Origin of the sequence: Ruminococcus sp. AM26-12LB (genome assembly GCF_003480785.1) — a bacterium.
In the GTDB taxonomy this organism is placed as follows: Bacteria; Bacillota; Clostridia; order Lachnospirales; family Lachnospiraceae; genus Blautia_A; species Blautia_A fusiformis.
The window spans coordinates 54,420-71,142 of sequence record NZ_QUJX01000011.1; the positions used below are offsets into that span (position 1 = coordinate 54,420).

The 16,723-nt window shown below is 45.7% G+C and carries 15 protein-coding genes; 2 read left to right on the forward strand and 13 right to left on the reverse strand.

The window, feature by feature from the left end; translation table 11 throughout:
• Positions 1–12: 12 nt before the first annotated feature.
• From DW694_RS09615 to DW694_RS09650, 8 genes are all read right to left on the reverse strand, one after another.
• Positions 13–1,335, reverse strand: coding sequence for an ABC transporter ATP-binding protein (locus DW694_RS09615; protein WP_021651905.1), 1,323 nt, complete (start codon positions 1,333–1,335; stop codon positions 13–15).
• Positions 1,336–1,467: 132 nt separating this feature from the next.
• The gene (locus DW694_RS09620) at positions 1,468–2,274 is read right to left on the reverse strand and encodes an ABC transporter permease (protein ID WP_015527413.1); all 807 of its coding nucleotides are present in this window, start codon (positions 2,272–2,274) and stop codon (positions 1,468–1,470) included.
• A gap of 11 nt (positions 2,275–2,285) precedes the next feature.
• Positions 2,286–2,843, reverse strand: coding sequence for a dTDP-4-dehydrorhamnose 3,5-epimerase (gene rfbC, locus DW694_RS09625; protein ID WP_015527414.1), 558 nt, complete (start codon positions 2,841–2,843; stop codon positions 2,286–2,288).
• Positions 2,844–2,870: 27 nt separating this feature from the next.
• Positions 2,871–4,187 carry a D-alanyl-D-alanine carboxypeptidase family protein gene (locus DW694_RS09630; RefSeq protein ID WP_118752908.1) on the reverse strand — a complete coding sequence of 439 codons (1,317 nt, stop codon included), beginning with the start codon at positions 4,185–4,187 and terminating at the stop codon, positions 2,871–2,873.
• A gap of 18 nt (positions 4,188–4,205) precedes the next feature.
• Complete coding sequence (gene rffA, locus DW694_RS09635) at positions 4,206–5,336, reverse strand: dTDP-4-amino-4,6-dideoxygalactose transaminase (RefSeq protein ID WP_015527415.1); 1,131 nt, start codon at positions 5,334–5,336, stop codon at positions 4,206–4,208.
• 88 nt (positions 5,337–5,424) lie between these two features.
• On the reverse strand, positions 5,425–6,717 hold the full coding sequence (locus tag DW694_RS09640; RefSeq protein ID WP_015527416.1) for an ATP-grasp domain-containing protein: 1,293 nt from the start codon (positions 6,715–6,717) through the stop codon (positions 5,425–5,427).
• Positions 6,714–7,685: a hypothetical protein gene (locus tag DW694_RS09645; RefSeq protein ID WP_021651900.1), complete on the reverse strand. Its 972-nt coding sequence runs from the start codon at positions 7,683–7,685 to the stop codon at positions 6,714–6,716. The genes DW694_RS09640 and DW694_RS09645 overlap by 4 nt, the downstream gene beginning before the upstream one ends.
• Positions 7,685–8,617 carry a glycosyltransferase family 2 protein gene (locus DW694_RS09650; protein ID WP_015527419.1) on the reverse strand — a complete coding sequence of 311 codons (933 nt, stop codon included), beginning with the start codon at positions 8,615–8,617 and terminating at the stop codon, positions 7,685–7,687. The genes DW694_RS09645 and DW694_RS09650 overlap by 1 nt, the downstream gene beginning before the upstream one ends.
• A 168-nt stretch (positions 8,618–8,785) precedes the next feature.
• Between DW694_RS09650 and DW694_RS09655 the strand changes: the two genes are divergently transcribed.
• Entirely contained in the window at positions 8,786–9,136 is a 351-nt protein-coding gene (locus DW694_RS09655) for an EamA family transporter (protein WP_015527420.1), read from the forward strand.
• Positions 9,129–9,467 carry an EamA family transporter gene (locus tag DW694_RS09660; RefSeq protein ID WP_015527421.1) on the forward strand — a complete coding sequence of 113 codons (339 nt, stop codon included), beginning with the start codon at positions 9,129–9,131 and terminating at the stop codon, positions 9,465–9,467. Before DW694_RS09655 ends, DW694_RS09660 begins: the two co-directional genes overlap by 8 nt.
• Before the next feature lie 44 nt (positions 9,468–9,511).
• Here DW694_RS09660 and DW694_RS09665 read toward each other — a convergent pair whose 3' ends face one another.
• The 5 genes from DW694_RS09665 to cdaA form a co-directional block, all read right to left on the reverse strand.
• Positions 9,512–11,059, reverse strand: coding sequence for a GH25 family lysozyme (locus tag DW694_RS09665; protein WP_118752909.1), 1,548 nt, complete (start codon positions 11,057–11,059; stop codon positions 9,512–9,514).
• A 171-nt stretch (positions 11,060–11,230) separates the two neighbouring features.
• Complete coding sequence (locus tag DW694_RS09670) at positions 11,231–14,146, reverse strand: L,D-transpeptidase family protein (RefSeq protein ID WP_118752910.1); 2,916 nt, start codon at positions 14,144–14,146, stop codon at positions 11,231–11,233.
• 52 nt (positions 14,147–14,198) lie between these two features.
• Entirely contained in the window at positions 14,199–14,462 is a 264-nt protein-coding gene (locus DW694_RS09675) for an HPr family phosphocarrier protein (RefSeq protein ID WP_015527424.1), read from the reverse strand.
• Positions 14,463–14,520: 58 nt separating this feature from the next.
• Complete coding sequence (locus DW694_RS09680) at positions 14,521–15,822, reverse strand: CdaR family protein (protein ID WP_059086146.1); 1,302 nt, start codon at positions 15,820–15,822, stop codon at positions 14,521–14,523.
• Entirely contained in the window at positions 15,803–16,687 is an 885-nt protein-coding gene (gene cdaA / locus DW694_RS09685) for a diadenylate cyclase CdaA (protein ID WP_015527426.1), read from the reverse strand. The genes DW694_RS09680 and cdaA overlap by 20 nt, the downstream gene beginning before the upstream one ends.
• Positions 16,688–16,723: the final 36 nt, after the last annotated feature.

The following is a 16,723-nucleotide window of genomic DNA, read 5'->3' on the forward strand; positions in this document are numbered from 1 at the left end:
TCGTTCCTCCACTTATTTCACAGATACTTTGGAAAACAGATCAAAATATCCCACTGCTTTCTTATCTGTGATCACGGTCAGGTTACACACATCGTAAAGACGATGAAATACGGTAAAATCGCCGTCTTTATATCCGGTGCAGCCCAGACACAGCATATATTCCCCTGCCTCCAGAGGCATCACCTGTTTGAAGGTGATCTCACGGACATCGCCTGCCTTCTGCGGTTTCAGAGGCGTATGTTCATACATGGTATTGGTTCCTGTGATCTCGGTGCCTTTCAGATCTTTCAGGGTAAATGCAAAGATCGGATCACTGACATCTGCCTGGAACTTCACTTTCATCTGAACGGAAAATTCCTTGCCTTTTTCGATCACATTTGTGATCATACCTGTATCATCCCGGATGGCAAAATCCACAATCTCGCCAAGCTTACTGCCGTATTCCAGGACCTTGGGATTCAGGTTCAGGCTGTCCTTCATAGCTTTACCGCTTCCGGTATGTGCTTTCAGTGAAACGTCTGCTCCGGCTGCCTGGTTCTCCGTCGTCTGTCCCTCTTCTGCATCGTCTGTGTTTTCTTCCAGATCTGCATCGTCATACTGATTGACCAGCACACGACGGTAAAGATTGACCATCTCCTTGGCACCACCCTCTGCAAGCTTCTCACCTTTGTTTAGAAGTACAACACGGTCACAGTATTTTCCGATGCTGCTCAGGTCATGGCTTACAAACAGAATGGTCTTCCCCATTTCCTTGAACTCTTCGAACTTCCGGTAACATTTTGCCTGGAAAAATACATCTCCTACGGAAAGAGCCTCATCAACGATCAGGATCTCCGGATCGATATTGATAGCTACCGCAAAAGCCAGACGCACGAACATACCACTGGAATATGTTTTTACCGGCTGATAGATAAAATCACCGATATCTGCAAAATCCAGAATAGACTGCAGCTTGGCATCGATCTCTTCCCTAGAAAAACCGATCATGCTTCCGTTGAGATATACATTTTCAAGTCCGGAATATTCTCCGTTAAATCCGGCTCCCAGCTCCAGAAGCGCTGAGATCCTTCCGTTTACGGCTATTTCTCCGGCCGTAGGCGAAAGTACGCCGGTGATGATCTTCAGGATCGTGGATTTACCGGAACCATTTGTTCCGATAATTCCCACTGTTTCTCCCTTATGCACCTGAAAGGATACATGGTTGAGCGCATAATGCTCTTTATATTTCTTTTTTCTGGATAATCCCAGGGACTCCTTAAGACGATCCATAGGATTATCGTAAAGCTTGTACATCTTACTGACATCATTTACTGAAATCGCAATATCTTCTGCCATTTTCAACCTCACTTTTGTGTAAATCGTTCACTCTCACAATCTGCCGCCGTTCTGCTTTTTATCCTTACAGAGCAAATCCCCCGTGGGAACTGTCCGGTCCGGATCAAGCGGATATCCGCCATCCACATTCAATTAAAGCACATCTGCAAAATGCGGCTTCAGACGTTTGAATATCACAGATCCCAGTCCGAAAAGCAGGATCGTAACTACCCAGAAATAGATCGTCCATGAAGCATGGTTCCAGATCCCGATATGACCAAGCATGGAATCGCGGTAGCCCGTAACTACATAGTACATCGGATTCAGCTTAAACAGCTTGATCAGCCATGGATGTGAAGAAAGCATATTGATATCCCACATGATCGGTGTAAGCCATACACCCACCTGAAGAAAAATACTGATGATCTGGGTCAGATCACGGAAAAAAATGACGATCGCACTTGTAGCATACACGAGTCCCAGTACAAAAAGGAAGGTGCAGACAGAGTAATAAATGATCTGCAGTGTATAAAGGCTTGGTGTATATCCGTAGCATGCACATAAGATCAGTGCAAAGGCCACAAAGAAAACATGCACGAAAAGTGCGGAGATGATCTTTACGATGGGAAGGATGCTGATCTTGAATACAACCTTCTTCACAAGATAATTGTATTCGATCAGGGCATTGGTTCCACCGTTTAATGCATCCTGGAAGAAAAACCACGGCACGATACCGGATACCAGATAGAGTACAAAAGGGTAATCCGATACCGTTCCGGCCTTCAGTCCTACGGAAAATACAAACCAGTAGACCAGGATCGTTACGATAGGCTGGATAAATGCCCAGACAATACCAAGATAGGATCCTGCATATTTTGTTTTGAAATCATTTTTTGCAAGGCTTAAAACCAGCTTTCGATTCTGGTACAGCTCCGCCGGCAAAGCTAATATTTTCTTCATTCTGCAATTCCTTATCGATTCTTATATTCCTCGAAGCTTCCCCACTTCTGGTCCTTGTCGGAGAAAATAAGCTCCATGCCTTCCGGGATCGGCCACTCAACGTTAATGTCCTTGTCATTCCAGATCAGTCCGCCCTCATCGTTTGGGTGATAGAAATCAGAGCACTTGTAAGTGAACTCTGCATTCTCGGAAAGTACCAGGAAGCCATGAGCAAATCCCTTAGGAATAAAGAACTGTTTCTTGTTTTCTGCGGAAAGGACTACACCATACCATTTTCCAAAGGTCTTGGAGCCTTCACGAAGGTCAACCGCAACATCAAACACTTCTCCGTTTACCACACGTACCAGCTTATCCTGAGGATAGCTGATCTGGAAATGAAGTCCGCGGAGAACACCGTAACGGGAGCTGGACTGATTATCCTGAACGAATTCTACATCAATGCCTGCTTCCTTGAAATCGTTATAATTGTATGTTTCCATGAAATATCCTCTGGAATCACCAAATACAGTTGGCTCGATTACTTTTAATCCTTCAATATCTCCGCACTGTGTTACTTTTATTTTTCCCATTTTTTCTTTCTCCTTTTCTGTTTTGATTTATTTGTGATGTTTCTTTTCTTTTATTCTGAGAGCCGCAAGAAGGGCGATCAGGATCAGGATCATCGCTGCCATGATCATAAGAAGGATCTTACGCAGGGCAGGAATGCTCTTTTTTTCGCTGGTGTCCTCTCCGGCTGTACTCTTCTCTGTTGTTTTGCTGTTATCTTCCTCTGCTGATTCTGTGGAAGCTTCCGCTTCGGAACTGTCCGCTTCCTGGCTGTCCTCTGCCGCCGCGGTCGGTTCCGGTACCGGTGTATCAGTTGCCTGTGCAACACTTGCGGTACCGATCAGATAGTCTCCGAAATAGTAACCGGTTTCTGTTTTCCCATTGGTATTCTCTGACTTCTCGGTAAGGGAATTCAGCTCCACCCCTTTTGGAAGGAATACATAGCCACCATTTACTTCTGTTTTTGTGAAATTCTCAAATGCGTAATTGAACATAGCTGTACTGTCCATACAGGAATTGGAAAGCTCTGTTCCACGCATGGTTACTGCAATATATGTGGTATTATCTCTGGTCACTCCTGTGACAAGTGTATGCCCTGCCGCAACGGTAGTTCCGGTTTTTCCGCCAATGCAGCCTTCATAGTAAAATCCGCTTTCCGGTGCAAACATAGGATGATGAGTATGCAAGATCCTCTGCTGGCTGTTCATATTTGTAGGCTGGATGATATAGTCCGGTGTGCCCACGACCGTACGGAATGTTTCATTTTTCAGGCCTTCTCGGAAGATCAGCGCCATATCCCGTGCTGAGGAATAATGATTATCATCCGGAAGTCCGCTGGAATTTGCAAAATGTGTATTGGTACATCCAATCTCACTGGCGCGCTGGTTCATCATATCGATAAATGCCTGCTCTGTCCCGCCGATATGCTCTGCGATCTGTGCCGCAACGTCATTGGCAGACTGGATGATCAGAGCATGAAGGCACTCCTCCATAGTCAGGACTTCGCCCACCTTTGTACCGATATTACTGGAATCTGCCGTAACATTACGCACCCCGGTCTCTGTAAAGGTCACCTTCTCATCCATGGTGGAGTTCTCCACTGCCACCAGCAAAGTCATGATCTTGGTAATGCTGGCCGGATATCTCTGTTCATCTCCGCCCTTGTTATAAAGAACAACTCCTGTGTCTGCATCCATCAGGATACCGGTATCTGAGGTAATATCCGGTCCTGCCGGCCATCCCTGGATCTGGTTGGTGCTGATATCATATTTCGCATTCAGATCCACTGCAGCCATGGTCTGTAACGGCAGCATCAGCGCCACACCGACTGCTGCGAAAACTGCCAGTAATTTTTTTGTTTTTTTCATAGCTCTCCCCTTCTTCTGTTAAAACCCGTCAAAGGAAGCAATCGCATCCACAACTCTCTTCGCATCCTCCATATCCAGATTATAGAACATAGGCAGTCGCATAAGACGCTCGCTTTCTTTTGTAGTATAAACATCTTCTCCGGAAAATCTTCCGAATTTTTTTCCTGCCGGTGCGGAATGAAGGGGTACATAATGGAACACACTGCAGATATCCTTTTCGCGGAGATATTTCAGAAGCCTTGTGCGTACCTGGATATCATGTACCTTAATGTAGTACATATGTGCATTATGTGTGCATTCTTCCGGTACATAAGGCTGCTGGATCTTTCCTTCCTCCGCCAGAAACCTGAGGTTCTCATTGTAAAAATCATAGATCTGCATCCGCTTATCGCTGATCTTCTTATGCTGCTCCAGCTGGGCATAAAGATATGCCGCATTCAATTCGCTCGGAAGATAGGATGATCCATAATCCATCCAGCGGTATTTATCTACCTGACCACGGAAAAACTTACTGCGGTCCGTTCCTTTTTCTCTCAGGATCTCTGCCTTCTCCAGGTACTGATCCCCGTTGAACAGGATCGCACCGCCTTCTCCCATGGTATAGTTCTTAGTCTCATGGAAGCTGTAGCAGCCAAAATCTCCAATGGTACCAAGGGCTTTTCCCTTATAGTAGGCATCCACACCCTGGGCCGCGTCTTCCACTACCTTCAGATCATGTCTTCCAGCAATCTCCATGATCGTATCCATCTCGCAGGCTACTCCTGCATAATGGACCGGAACGATTGCGCGGGTCTTATCTGTGATCGCCTGTTCGATCAGCTTCTCGTCAATATTCATGGTATCCGGCCGGATATCCACAAATACGATCCTTGCACCGCGAAGCACAAAGGCATCTGCCGTTGATACAAAAGTATAAGACGGCATGATCACCTCATCGCCAGGCTGGATATCTGCCAGAAAAGCAGCCATCTCCAGTGCATGGGTACAGGAGGTTGTCAGCATCACATGACCCACATGAAAGCGCTCTTCCATCCATGCAGAACATTTCTTCGTGTAGATCCCGTCGCCGCAGAGCATTCCCCGTTCTACTGCGTCACGGATGTACTCAAATTCCTTACCTGTAAACGCAGGTCTGTTAAAATCAATCATGTATTTCCTCTTTATTTCTTATTCTTCATGGTTTTTCTACATTAACTGCACATTTCATTTTCTCACACTCATGTTGTAAATTCAATGCCTATTTTTCTGCCGGTGCATAATCCGGGATCTGATTATGGTATGCCACCTCCTGGCCGTTGGGATCCAGAATATGCATTTCCTCATAAAACTCTTCTGTGAGAAGATCCATTTCCTTACGATTCTCTGTTTTTACATAATATAATGCCAGATACGGATTAGGGCCATGCTCAATGACCTTCTCTCCTTCCTGATAAAAGATCCAGGGCTTTTCCACCTGTTCTTTCTCTCCCAGCCGGACTGCCGCAGACTGATCTTCGATGGTAAGAAGCCTTCCCTGAAAATAAATGACAGCTCCACAGCACTGTGGTTTATGAACATCGTGTTCTGCAAGCATTTTTTCCAGTTTATCCGGATCATAGAGAGATGCAAGAAGAAGCTCTTCCATATTAAAGCCATAGACCATATCGGTCAATTCATGCTCATATCCGAAAAATCGTGCGGCGATCTCGCAGACCTGGATACCTTCTCCCGGCTTCCAGAAAAACTGCATGGAAAGGGCTCCGTCTTTCTGACCGGTTCTGTCCGCATATGCCTGAAGAAGTTCTGTGGCAGGCTTTTCAACTTTTGACAATAATCTGGAAGGATACACATTTCTTGTGCTGATGGGGATCTCACCTTTGGCAACAAATGTCTTTTCACGGTCTGCAATACTGATCACATGGACTTTTCCATGCCGCACCCAGGTCATCATATTGAATTCATAGCCATCGTTATATTCTTCCACCAAAATCTCCGGCATATCAGAAAATCCTGCTGTTTTTTCTGCCCCGTTTATCAGCTCCTCCAGATCTTCGGATATATAGATCCCGCGGGAGCCGTATTTATCCAGTGGCTTGCTGACCACCGGATAGCGAAGTCCCTCAAGCAGCTCTTTCAGCTGAGTTCTTTTGGACCTGTCTTTAAAATATGCGATCGGGATTTTTCGAAAGCCCGGAGTGGGAAGTCCCAGTTCAGTAAGCAGTGCTCTGGTCGCTGATTTATCACGATACCAGGGAAGCTGCTCCGGTTTCAGATAACAGGGGATTCCTGCCCGGTCCGCGATCTTTACCATACATTCCAGAAGAAGGTCGGAAAAGGATGTGATGATCCCATCGATCTCTTTTTCTCGGCAGAGACAGGCGATCCGTTCCGTATCTGTTACCGGGATCTGAAATGCCTCATCTGCAAATTTTCTTGCCGGACCATCCGGATATCCGTCACAGACAATGGTGTAGTATCCTTTTTCGCGGGCCTTCTGCACCAGCTGCTCAAATTCTCCCAACGTTCCCAGTATCAGCAATCTGTGTTTCATGATTCCGTTTCCTCCCATTCTCTTATGGAATCCGCGATATACTGCATTTCTTCTGCCCCGTATCTCTGGTCACAGGGAAGCGGCAGCACATTGGCAGCCCAGTCATATTCCATGGTATCCCTGTCAAATTCTTCCAGGATATTGCGCCAGTTTGTCGGTACAAAAATCTTCCGGCCTGCCAGCCAGTGTCGAAGCTCCAATCCGTTCTTATGATAATACGGATAGGCAAACGGTCCCTCCGGCACCTCCCCTGTAAAAGCATTCCTTGAAGGAAGAAGCTGCGACAGCAGACGGTAGTTCTGTTCTCTTCTTGCTTTGATACCGGAATAATCCATAGTCCTGAGGAGGTTTCCGGTCAGACGGGACATTCGGCGGATCTCCATCTCATGATAATTTGCTGCATTATCCAGCATTTTCTGATAGAAGGTTCCGGCATCATATTCATAACGTCCCAGAATATGCTCCATTCTTCCCATGGAATGGTCCAGAGGCTTCTTTTCCGGTTCCAGTTCCGCATCGGTAGACAGATATGCTCCGTCACTGACTCCGAGAAATTTTCTGCAGGAGTACAGAGTGTCCACACCCGGCAGCGGCTTCTGAAAAAACGCATGCGTATGATCCACAATGATATTCCCATAGATTTTTTTATACTTCCGGATCTTATCATCGGTAAGCTGGCCATAATAATTTACCAGATACAGATATTCTCCTTCCGGAAGAGTTCTCTCCTCAAGAACCGGATGCAGACCTTCATCCATATGATAAAATTCGATTTCTGCCCCGGACCTCTCACAGGCACCGGTTACGGAATCGCAGAGAAAAAATGGCAGGTAGATCTTTTTGCACCTGCGTGCTTCCATCAGCCACAAAAGCGCTGTTCTTCCGAGATTCACGCCGCAGAGATCCGGATAGTATTCCTGTCCCGCCGGTTCTTCCAGTTCCAGATAGCCGCCAATCTCTTTTTTCATCAGTCTGTCTCCTCCTGACGGATCACATAGTGCGGCATCTTTTTGGCCTCATTGAGAATATTCATGAGATAAATACCGATGATCCCGATTGAAAGCAATGTCAGTCCGAAAAATGCCAGCATCACAAGCATCAGAGATGTCCAGCCTTCCACTGAGATCCCGCACAGAAAATATCTCACCAGATAATAGATCCCCAGTAAAAAGCTTACCAGAAAACTGGCAATGCCGATGTTTCGCACCATAAGCAACGGAAATGCCGTATGGGCAGTAATATCATAGATGAGATCCTTCACAAGGCGGCGAAAAGAATATCCGCTCTTTCCATATGCACGTGCTGCATGCTGCACCGGAACATTGATGATACGGTTGGAGCTTAAAACCAGAAGATTTCCAATCTGCGGAAGATATGTATTGGTCTTCAGCATGGCTTCCACCAGAAACCGGCGGATCAGTCGATAACTGGTGATCTGAAGGTTCGGATCCTTGCCGAGCATTTTGGAAGTTGCCCATACAGACAGCTTTGTGCCCAGCTTCCGGATCAGATTATGCTTACGTCCTTCATAGCTTGCAATGATCACATCCACATCGTCACGTTCCTTCATTACATTGATCATTTTGGGGAGCTCCTCAGGCTGATGCTGAAGGTCATCATCCATAGTTACGATGAACTCTCCCTTTGCGTGGGCAAATCCGCACAGAAGCGCAGGATGCTGTCCAAAATTCCTTGCCATCTGGATGATCTTGACACGGGGATCTTTTTCCCGGAGTTCTTGCATAACCGCAAAAGACCGGTCCCTGGACCCGTCATCTACAAGGATCAGTTCAAATTCTTCTTTTATTGTTTCCCGGAATACTTTTTCCAGACGGGTGTACAGTTCCTGCAGCGTATGTTCTGAATTGTATACAGGAACAACCACTGAATATAAACACATATCGTTTTTCCTCTCTTTTGTATCAATTGACACTTATCGTTTAATCTTATCATTTTCATTTCCTGTTGTAAACCGTTACATTGTTCAAACATTTTCTTGCATAAACCTGCCGGATGATATATATTGATTATCAGTCTATGATAATCGCATTTATGATATGGAGGAAACATGACAAAAATCAAAGATTATATTCAGCTTCATCTGAATATCCTGCTGTTTTCTCTTACCAGCGTTTTTTCCAAGCTTGCATCGGTTTATTACAATAAAGAAGGGCTTCATAGTCCTCTTCTCTATGTATTTCTTTTTCTTATGATCGCAAACTGTGGGATCTACGCCATTGCATGGCAGCAGGTGATCAAAAAATTTTCCCTTTCCACGGCCTACGCCAACAAAAGCGTCTATCTTCTGTGGTCCCAGGTATGGGCTGTGATCATTTTTCACGAAAATCTTTCGCTTCAGAACATCATCGGCATCCTGATCGTTCTGATCGGAGTCTGGATGGTGCAGAGATATGAATAGAACATTTATGCTGATCATGCTGGCCGGAACCTTTTTTTCGGCAATTTCCCAGGTACTTCTGAAGCAGAGTGCCAATATGGAATACAAAAATCCCCTCCGGGAATATCTGAACTGGCGGGTGATCCTGGCCTATGGTATCTTTTTTGGAGTGTTACTCCTGAATACCTGGTGCTACACCAAAGTGGATATGAAATTCGGACCGGTGATCGATACTGCCGCCTATGTTTTTGTCCTGCTGTTTTCCTGGCGGATCCTGAAAGAAAAGATTTCCCGCGGAAAGATCATCGGAAATCTGATCATCATCCTGGGAATCCTTGTTTATACCTTATGATCATAAAAATGCCGGCAGCTTTATGTTCGCTGCCGGCATTTTTTTTATTTTTTCTTATTTGCTGCGGATACAGTTGTGTATACACCATCTTCATCGAATGTATAGCTCTTTCCGTTTTTCTCAATAGTACAGTTTTTGTACATGATTCCTGTTTCCGGATCAAAATAATATCTCTTTCCGTCCAGTTTGAGCCAGCCTCTCTGCATCTTTCCATTGGAGCCAAAATAATAGGTATGGCTTTCATTGTTTCCGCTCCATGTATAGAATACCTTTTTGACCATAACGCCGTCACCGCCAAAATAATATACATCATTCCTGCTGTTCATGTACCGCACGTGTTTCATCATGTATCCGTATTTGGACTGAAAATAATAATAGTCCTTTCCAACCTTTTTCATGCCCTTTAACGCATGTCCGTTTTTGTCAAAATAATATTTTTTATCCTTATAGGTGATCCAGGTATTTTTCACAAGGACTCCATTTTTATCTACATACCTGGAAATATTCTTGGAATCTCTGATCAGCTTTGAACGGCACATTCCTGCGGTCTTATGGATATAATATTTCTTATTTTTCACCTGAACCCAGCCGTATTTTTTGACACCATTGACATAATAAAATTTCTTTCCGTTCTCTGTTGCCCAGCCGGTTTTTCCTTTATAGTTGCTGGTATCCGGTCTGGTGGATGCCTTGTATCCGGTCTGTGCATGCCATCTGGATGTGATGATCTTGGTATAATCAACATAACCGAAGTCAATATCTACAGTAGAATAAGACGGGATTCCCGCAACCAGACCCTTGGTGGTATTCAGATATCCGCCACCGTCACCATCGGTGGACTGCCAGATGGTATATTTGTACTTTTTCTTGTCAGGAGCCGGGATCGTATCACCATACCGCGCAAGCCATACATCATAACCTGTCATCTTGCTCCAGTCAAGCTTGTTGTCATACCAGTCTGTATTGCAGTAGATCATTGGATGATATCCGGCTTTTTTTACCTCATTGCAGAAGGTCTTTGCCAGATCTGCGATCTGTGATGCGGAAAGATTGCGCATCTGATCATATTCAATGTCATAAACCACCGGATAGGATACTTTATATCCATCCATTTTACGGATAGCAAGCTGCGCTTCCTTCAGTGCCTGCTGTGTGTTCAGCGCAAGGCTGTACACATAGGTTCCTGTCGGAATTCCTGCCTTCTCTGCCTGTTTCATGTTGTAATCATATGTCTTATCCAGATGGTTCAGACCATAGGAGATCCTGACAAAGGCAAAATCTACATTAGATTTTTTGACCTGGCTCCAGTTGATGGTATCCTGCCACTCAGAAACATCGATTCCACGTGTGACAGCACCTTCCAGCTTCTGGCCGCTTCCGTTATAGCAGACACCGTTGATCTTCTTCCAGGCCTTTGAACTTACCCTGGAATTCTGCGTTGCCTTCCCGCTGGGGACCTTTTCTTCCTCAGCAACTGCCTCGCTTCGGTCTACGCCTCCGCCGCCCATGGCCATCGCTGTAGTTCCCATTGTTCCGATTCCCAGCAGTGCTGCCATACAGCCTGCCACCAGCCATTTCTTCCAGTTTTTCATTTTAGTTTCCTTCCATAAATTATGTTGTTTATTTGTGCATAACTTTTATTATACATATGAAAAAATGGAAAGTAAAGCCATATATGGAAAAAGACCGATGTCAGCTTCATACAGCTGAACATCGGTCTTCAGTTATTCTATATATTTCTTTCTGGTACTGTTCGGTAAAGATCACGGAACTTCCGGGTCTGTAGGATCAAAGTTTCCGGCTCCACGGAAGGTTGCCAGCGGTCTGCGGCCTAACGGTCCCTTGAAGGATTCATTGTTAACGTAATTTCCGCTGCTGTAAATGTGGATCGTAGAACCGTTACAGTTCTCAAATACCCACTTCGCATCAGCCACACAGGTACGGATACATCCGTGAGATGCAGGCTGACCAAGCTTCAGGTACTCGCCTGCCGGAAGATTATAAACACTCCTGGTCGATCCGGCTACGGAATGGATAAAGATTCCTCCCTGTCCGCATCCGTCAACATGTGTTCCATACTGTCCCCAGGACGGTCCCATCAGTGGCTGCCATCTCAGACTGCGGGTCAGTCTGTATGTACCATCCCATGTAGGTGTTCCGGAGAGACCTACAGAAACACGGATTGTCTTAACCGGAATGGTCTTGCTACTATTTGTGTATACAGTCATAACACCGTTGGTCTTATCAACCTCCAGGTAATATGGTCCTCCGTAAATACTGGAAACATCATTACGGCGGTAACCATCCTTATCAAAGTAATACAGTTTTCCATCGATCCATCTGCTTGTATTGGTCAGATACTTGGAACCGCTGTCCGGATCGATATATTTGACCTGATCATAGTAATCGCTGACGATCACCCAGCCGGTGGAAAAACGTCCCTGGCTGTCCAGATAACCATTTACGGAACCACGCTTCATGGATTTATTTGTCACAACGGTATAGTTCTGCAGATAGTACCAGTATTTACCTACCTTCTGCCAGCCTGACTTTTTCAGAACACCGTTGCCGCCTGCATAATACCACTTATTCTGGTAACGGATCAATGTACTCTTGTACATCCAGCCTCTGTGCGCATTGGCATCTGATGTTGCAAAGAAATAGTATTTTTTGCCGATCTTTGTTTTTCCTGTTGCAAGCTGTCCTGTGCTATTAAAGTAATAGCTCTTTTTGGAGGACTTGTTTGTTATCATCTGGCTCTTATAGTGGTTTCCGTTTTTGTCAAAGTAAAACCATCCGAAGAACTGGCCTTTTGCGTCGGTCACCTTCTGCCAGCCATATTTTTCAACAACTTTTCCTGCTGTGCTTCCGAAATAATAAATCTTGTTGGATGCACCCGGGCAGCCATGCCAGCAGTTCTTCCAGGAAACTCTCTGGCCATTGCCTCCGAAATAATATCTGCTGCCTTTATACTTCACAAGTTTTTTTGTAATGATGCGGCCCTTGCTGTCTGAAACATAATATGCGTTATTCTGCGCCTTCGCCATTGTATTCGTCATAACATAGCCGCTGGCATTCAGCATATATCGATATTTCTTGGACATTACAGGTGATACATAAACTCCATGTTTCATGATCTGTCCACGTGTGGCAGCCTTCGGACTACAATAGATAAAACGTTTTTGATTTTTGCTGTTTAAAACATATGTCCATCCGCCATAAAAAAGCTTTCCTGGAATCTCTCCTGCCTTTGATGCCGGCTGGAAGTAATACTGATATGTTGTGGAACCGGTTGTCAGCTTCAGGATTCCTGTTCGCGGTTTTCCGTTACGCATCAGTGTATAATAAGCATTTCCGATCTTTTTGATCTTGCCTACAAGGTTCTGAGCCTCTATGGATTTGTAATCACCCTGGGAATTATAATAGCGGAAAACAGTTCCTGTCCATAACCAGTAATTTCTCTTCTGCTGGCCAAGATTGGATGTCCACGGTGTGATTGCTTTTCCGGTGGAATCCGAATACAGGGAAGCTTCGGAACTTTCGAGAAAATACCATTCTGTCTTCTGTGTTCCGGTATAACCTGCTGCACCTGGCTCACGGGTCATACGGCCGGTTACCAGATATCCGTCTTCATTAAAAAGATAATATCCCTCATGTCCGTTGGTATTGATCTTAAGAAGACCATCCTGCGCAGTAAAATAATTATCTTCGATGGAACCTGTTTCTGATACCTGAGAAGCGTTCCCTTCATCCTGGGCAAGAGACTCTGCGTTATCTACGCTCTCTGATGTTTCGACTGCCGTCTCTGTTTCTGCGGGTGCTGTATCTGCAGATGTCTCCTCTGCAGACACTACATCTGCGGATGCTGTATCTGCAGAAGCTTCTGCTACGGATACTTCCTCTGTAGAAACTTCTTCTGCTGCACCTTCCTCGGCTGCAGTCTCCTGCTCTCCTTCTGCTGGCTCATTCTGGAGTACCGGAGCCTGCTCACTCTCTGCTGCGCCATCCGGAAGCTCTTCAGTCTGCTGTACCTCCTGTGCTGCTGCAGCTGTTTCGTCCACTGTTTTCTGCTCTTCTTCGCTGCTTTCTGCCGGATCCTCAGAAGCTTTTCCCTCCGGGGCTGCAGATGCAGCAACCTTCTTTTTGCGGAGTCTGTAAAAACCGTTTGCAGAAACCCAGTCACTTGTCTTGGCAACGACTACACCGTTTACCAGTGATGCTCCGGTAGTAGAAGTTTCCTCTGCCTTGTTGTTCTCTACTTTGTTCTGTACTGCGGTATCTGCTGACGGTGCATCCAGTTCCTGTGCATCACCTGCACTGAAATCATCGCCCGGATCTGTACTGTCTTCTGTTGTCACATCCGGTGCTTCTGTAGTTTCCGGTGTCTCTGTAATCTCCGGTGTTTCTATAACATCCGGTGTCTCTGCGGGGTTCTCCGGTGCAACAGGTGTTTCTTCTGAACTGTCTGTACTGTCAGTACTACCTGTCTGATCCTCTTCTGTCTCCGGCTGCTGTACAGTCGTTTCCGCTTCATCACTGAATACATCCTCAGCCGGATTGCCGGCTGTCTCTGCTGCCATCTGCACGTCTGTACTTCCCAAAGCCGCAGCGCCGGCTTCCAGAGTTCCGCCCATGCATAATGTCAGACTGAGAAAAATTGCCACAACTCTTCTCTTCACAATAATCCCTCCTGATCATGCTGCTGTAAATAATTATTGTATCTGTTACGTATCATTCGCCCAGTCCGCCTTCGATAAGAGCCACAAGCGCATCTATCGCAGCCTGTTCATCCTCACCCTCGCAGACCAGTGTGATCTCATCCCCGCTTTTAACACAGGCACCCAGAACACTCAGAACACTTTTGGCATTCGCTGTACCTCCGGCATACTGAAATGTTATGGACGATTTGTATTTTATTGCCTCGCCGCACAAAAGCCCTGCGGGACGAAGATGAAGCCCTGACGGGTTCCTGACCGTTACCTTATAACTTAACATTGCTGCTGTCTCCCTTTATATTACTTATCCTTCAAGCCTTGTCCAAAGCTGTGATTACTTACTGACTGCTGCTGTCTACATTGGAAACCTTGGAGATTTTGATCTCGGCGGTTACATCCTCCAGCAGCTTGTAGCCTTCCGGAAGACTGATTTTGATCGGTACTTCGTAGCTTCCCTCCTCCCAGTCATCCATGGAAAGTACTGCTCCCACCGACTTCAGATCAAATTGGGAAAGATCTCCTTCTTCCGCCTGCACCTTCAGTTCAATATCCGCAACTTCAAATGCCAGCTGCAGATCATCAGGCAGACCCTTTACTTTGATATCCTCTGTCGGGAAGCTGTATATCTTACTGCCCTCCGGCAGGATATTGACTGTGATCCAGAGGTCCGTACTGGATCCTGATGTCAGCTTGAGGCCATCCGGAAGAAGCTCTGACAGGTTTACTTTCTTTTCCACGTCATTGCTCTTTCCTGAAATATCCACATTCTCATTGTCTAGATAAATGGTATTTCCCTGAAGTTTCAGATTGTTCAGTGCTTCCTCACTTCCGGCTACGCTGAAAGTCTCCGGTACTGTTGTGACACTATCCACAACATAGCCTTCTGCTGGTTCCCCTGTATATCCCGCACTGATCCGTATATCAGAACGCACCTTCCAGAGCTTTGCCGTGACATTAACCTTTCCGTTGTTGTCAAATTTCAGATAGCTCATGGAATTTGATGAAAGAGTGTCCTGATTCTTATCTGTGATAGTCAGTTCTGCGTCCGTGATCATCGTATCCTGATCGATCCCGTCAAGTTTTGAACTTACATCCACACTCACACTATCTATTTTACCAACCAGAGATTCCGGTCCTGTAATACGGACTTTTTCCGGATTTGCGGTGAGCGAAGCAATCTCCAGCCCCTGTGCCGGCTTGCTGTCATCACTGGTAACATTGATCGCAAATTCTTTGGTCACCTTTTTTTCCAGATGGACACTCAGATTCTGCGGTGATACACTAATGTTTTCCGGCAGTATCCCGGAGCAGGTCGCTGTAATGGGAATCATTACAGGATCTGTATCGGTAGACTGGGCCTGCTGCAGATCCGCAACTGCCTTAATATCACTTGAGGTGAGACGGTTGACTGTCTTCCGATCACCTGTAATATAAACACGTACGGAATTTTCACGGTCATCCTGCATGACCATCTCACCCAGCTGATCCACATAAGCTTCGTTGATGATCTGCACATCTGAGATCACAAAGCCTTTCGTAATGATAGGGTCATCAACATTTACTACGATCAGCCACACCAGGATTCCCACAATAATCGACATGATCTTCAAAGGGATGTTCTTAGTCAGATTTTTCTTCATGTTTCACTCTCCCTTTCAGCAGATTTCTCAGCTTACCGTTGTCAACAACCTTTTTATTCTGAGCAGAAACAAGTACTTCACGAAGCTGCTTGCTGTTAAGCCCTCTGGACAGTTCTCCGCCTCTGGCCACTGAAACCTGTCCTGTCTCTTCCGAAACAATGATCGTAAGAGAATCCGTAGCTTCGCTGATACCCACACCTGCTCTGTGTCTTGTTCCCAGCTGTTTGCTCAGTTCCATATTATCTGAAAGAGGCAGATAGCAGGTTGCTGCTACTACACGGTTCCCACGCACGATCACCGCTCCGTCATGAAGAGGTGTATTATGCTCAAAAATATTGATCAGCAGCTGACTGGTAAGGATACCGTCAATATTGATACCGGTTCTCACATATTCGTCAAGCCGGATCTCTTCCTCGATCACGATCAGTGCTCCGGTCTTAACTTCACCCATATCAAAACAGGCCTTTACCAGTTCGTTGATAGTCTTGTCATTGAAACGCTCCTGCACTTCCCTGCCGGAATCAAAGGGAATAATGTTGGAAACAAACTTCTTCTGTCCCAGCTGCTCCAGCGCCTTCCTCAGCTCCGGCTGAAAGATTACGATCACACCGATCACCAGCACATTAGCCAGGTTCCGGAAGATCCAGAGGATCGTATTCATTTTGAAGATATATGCGACCAGGATAAATCCAAGGACGATCAAAATGCCCTTCAGAAGGGTATATGCACGTGTAAATTTAATCCATGCCATAAACTGATATACAAAAAAGGAAATCAGTCCGATCTCAATGATATCTATCACGCCAAATCCCGGAAGGGAAATCTTCCCCAGATATCCGGCCACAACTGTCAGCACATTCTGCATAAGTCTCCTCCTTTCTTCCTGAGCTATTCCAATCGT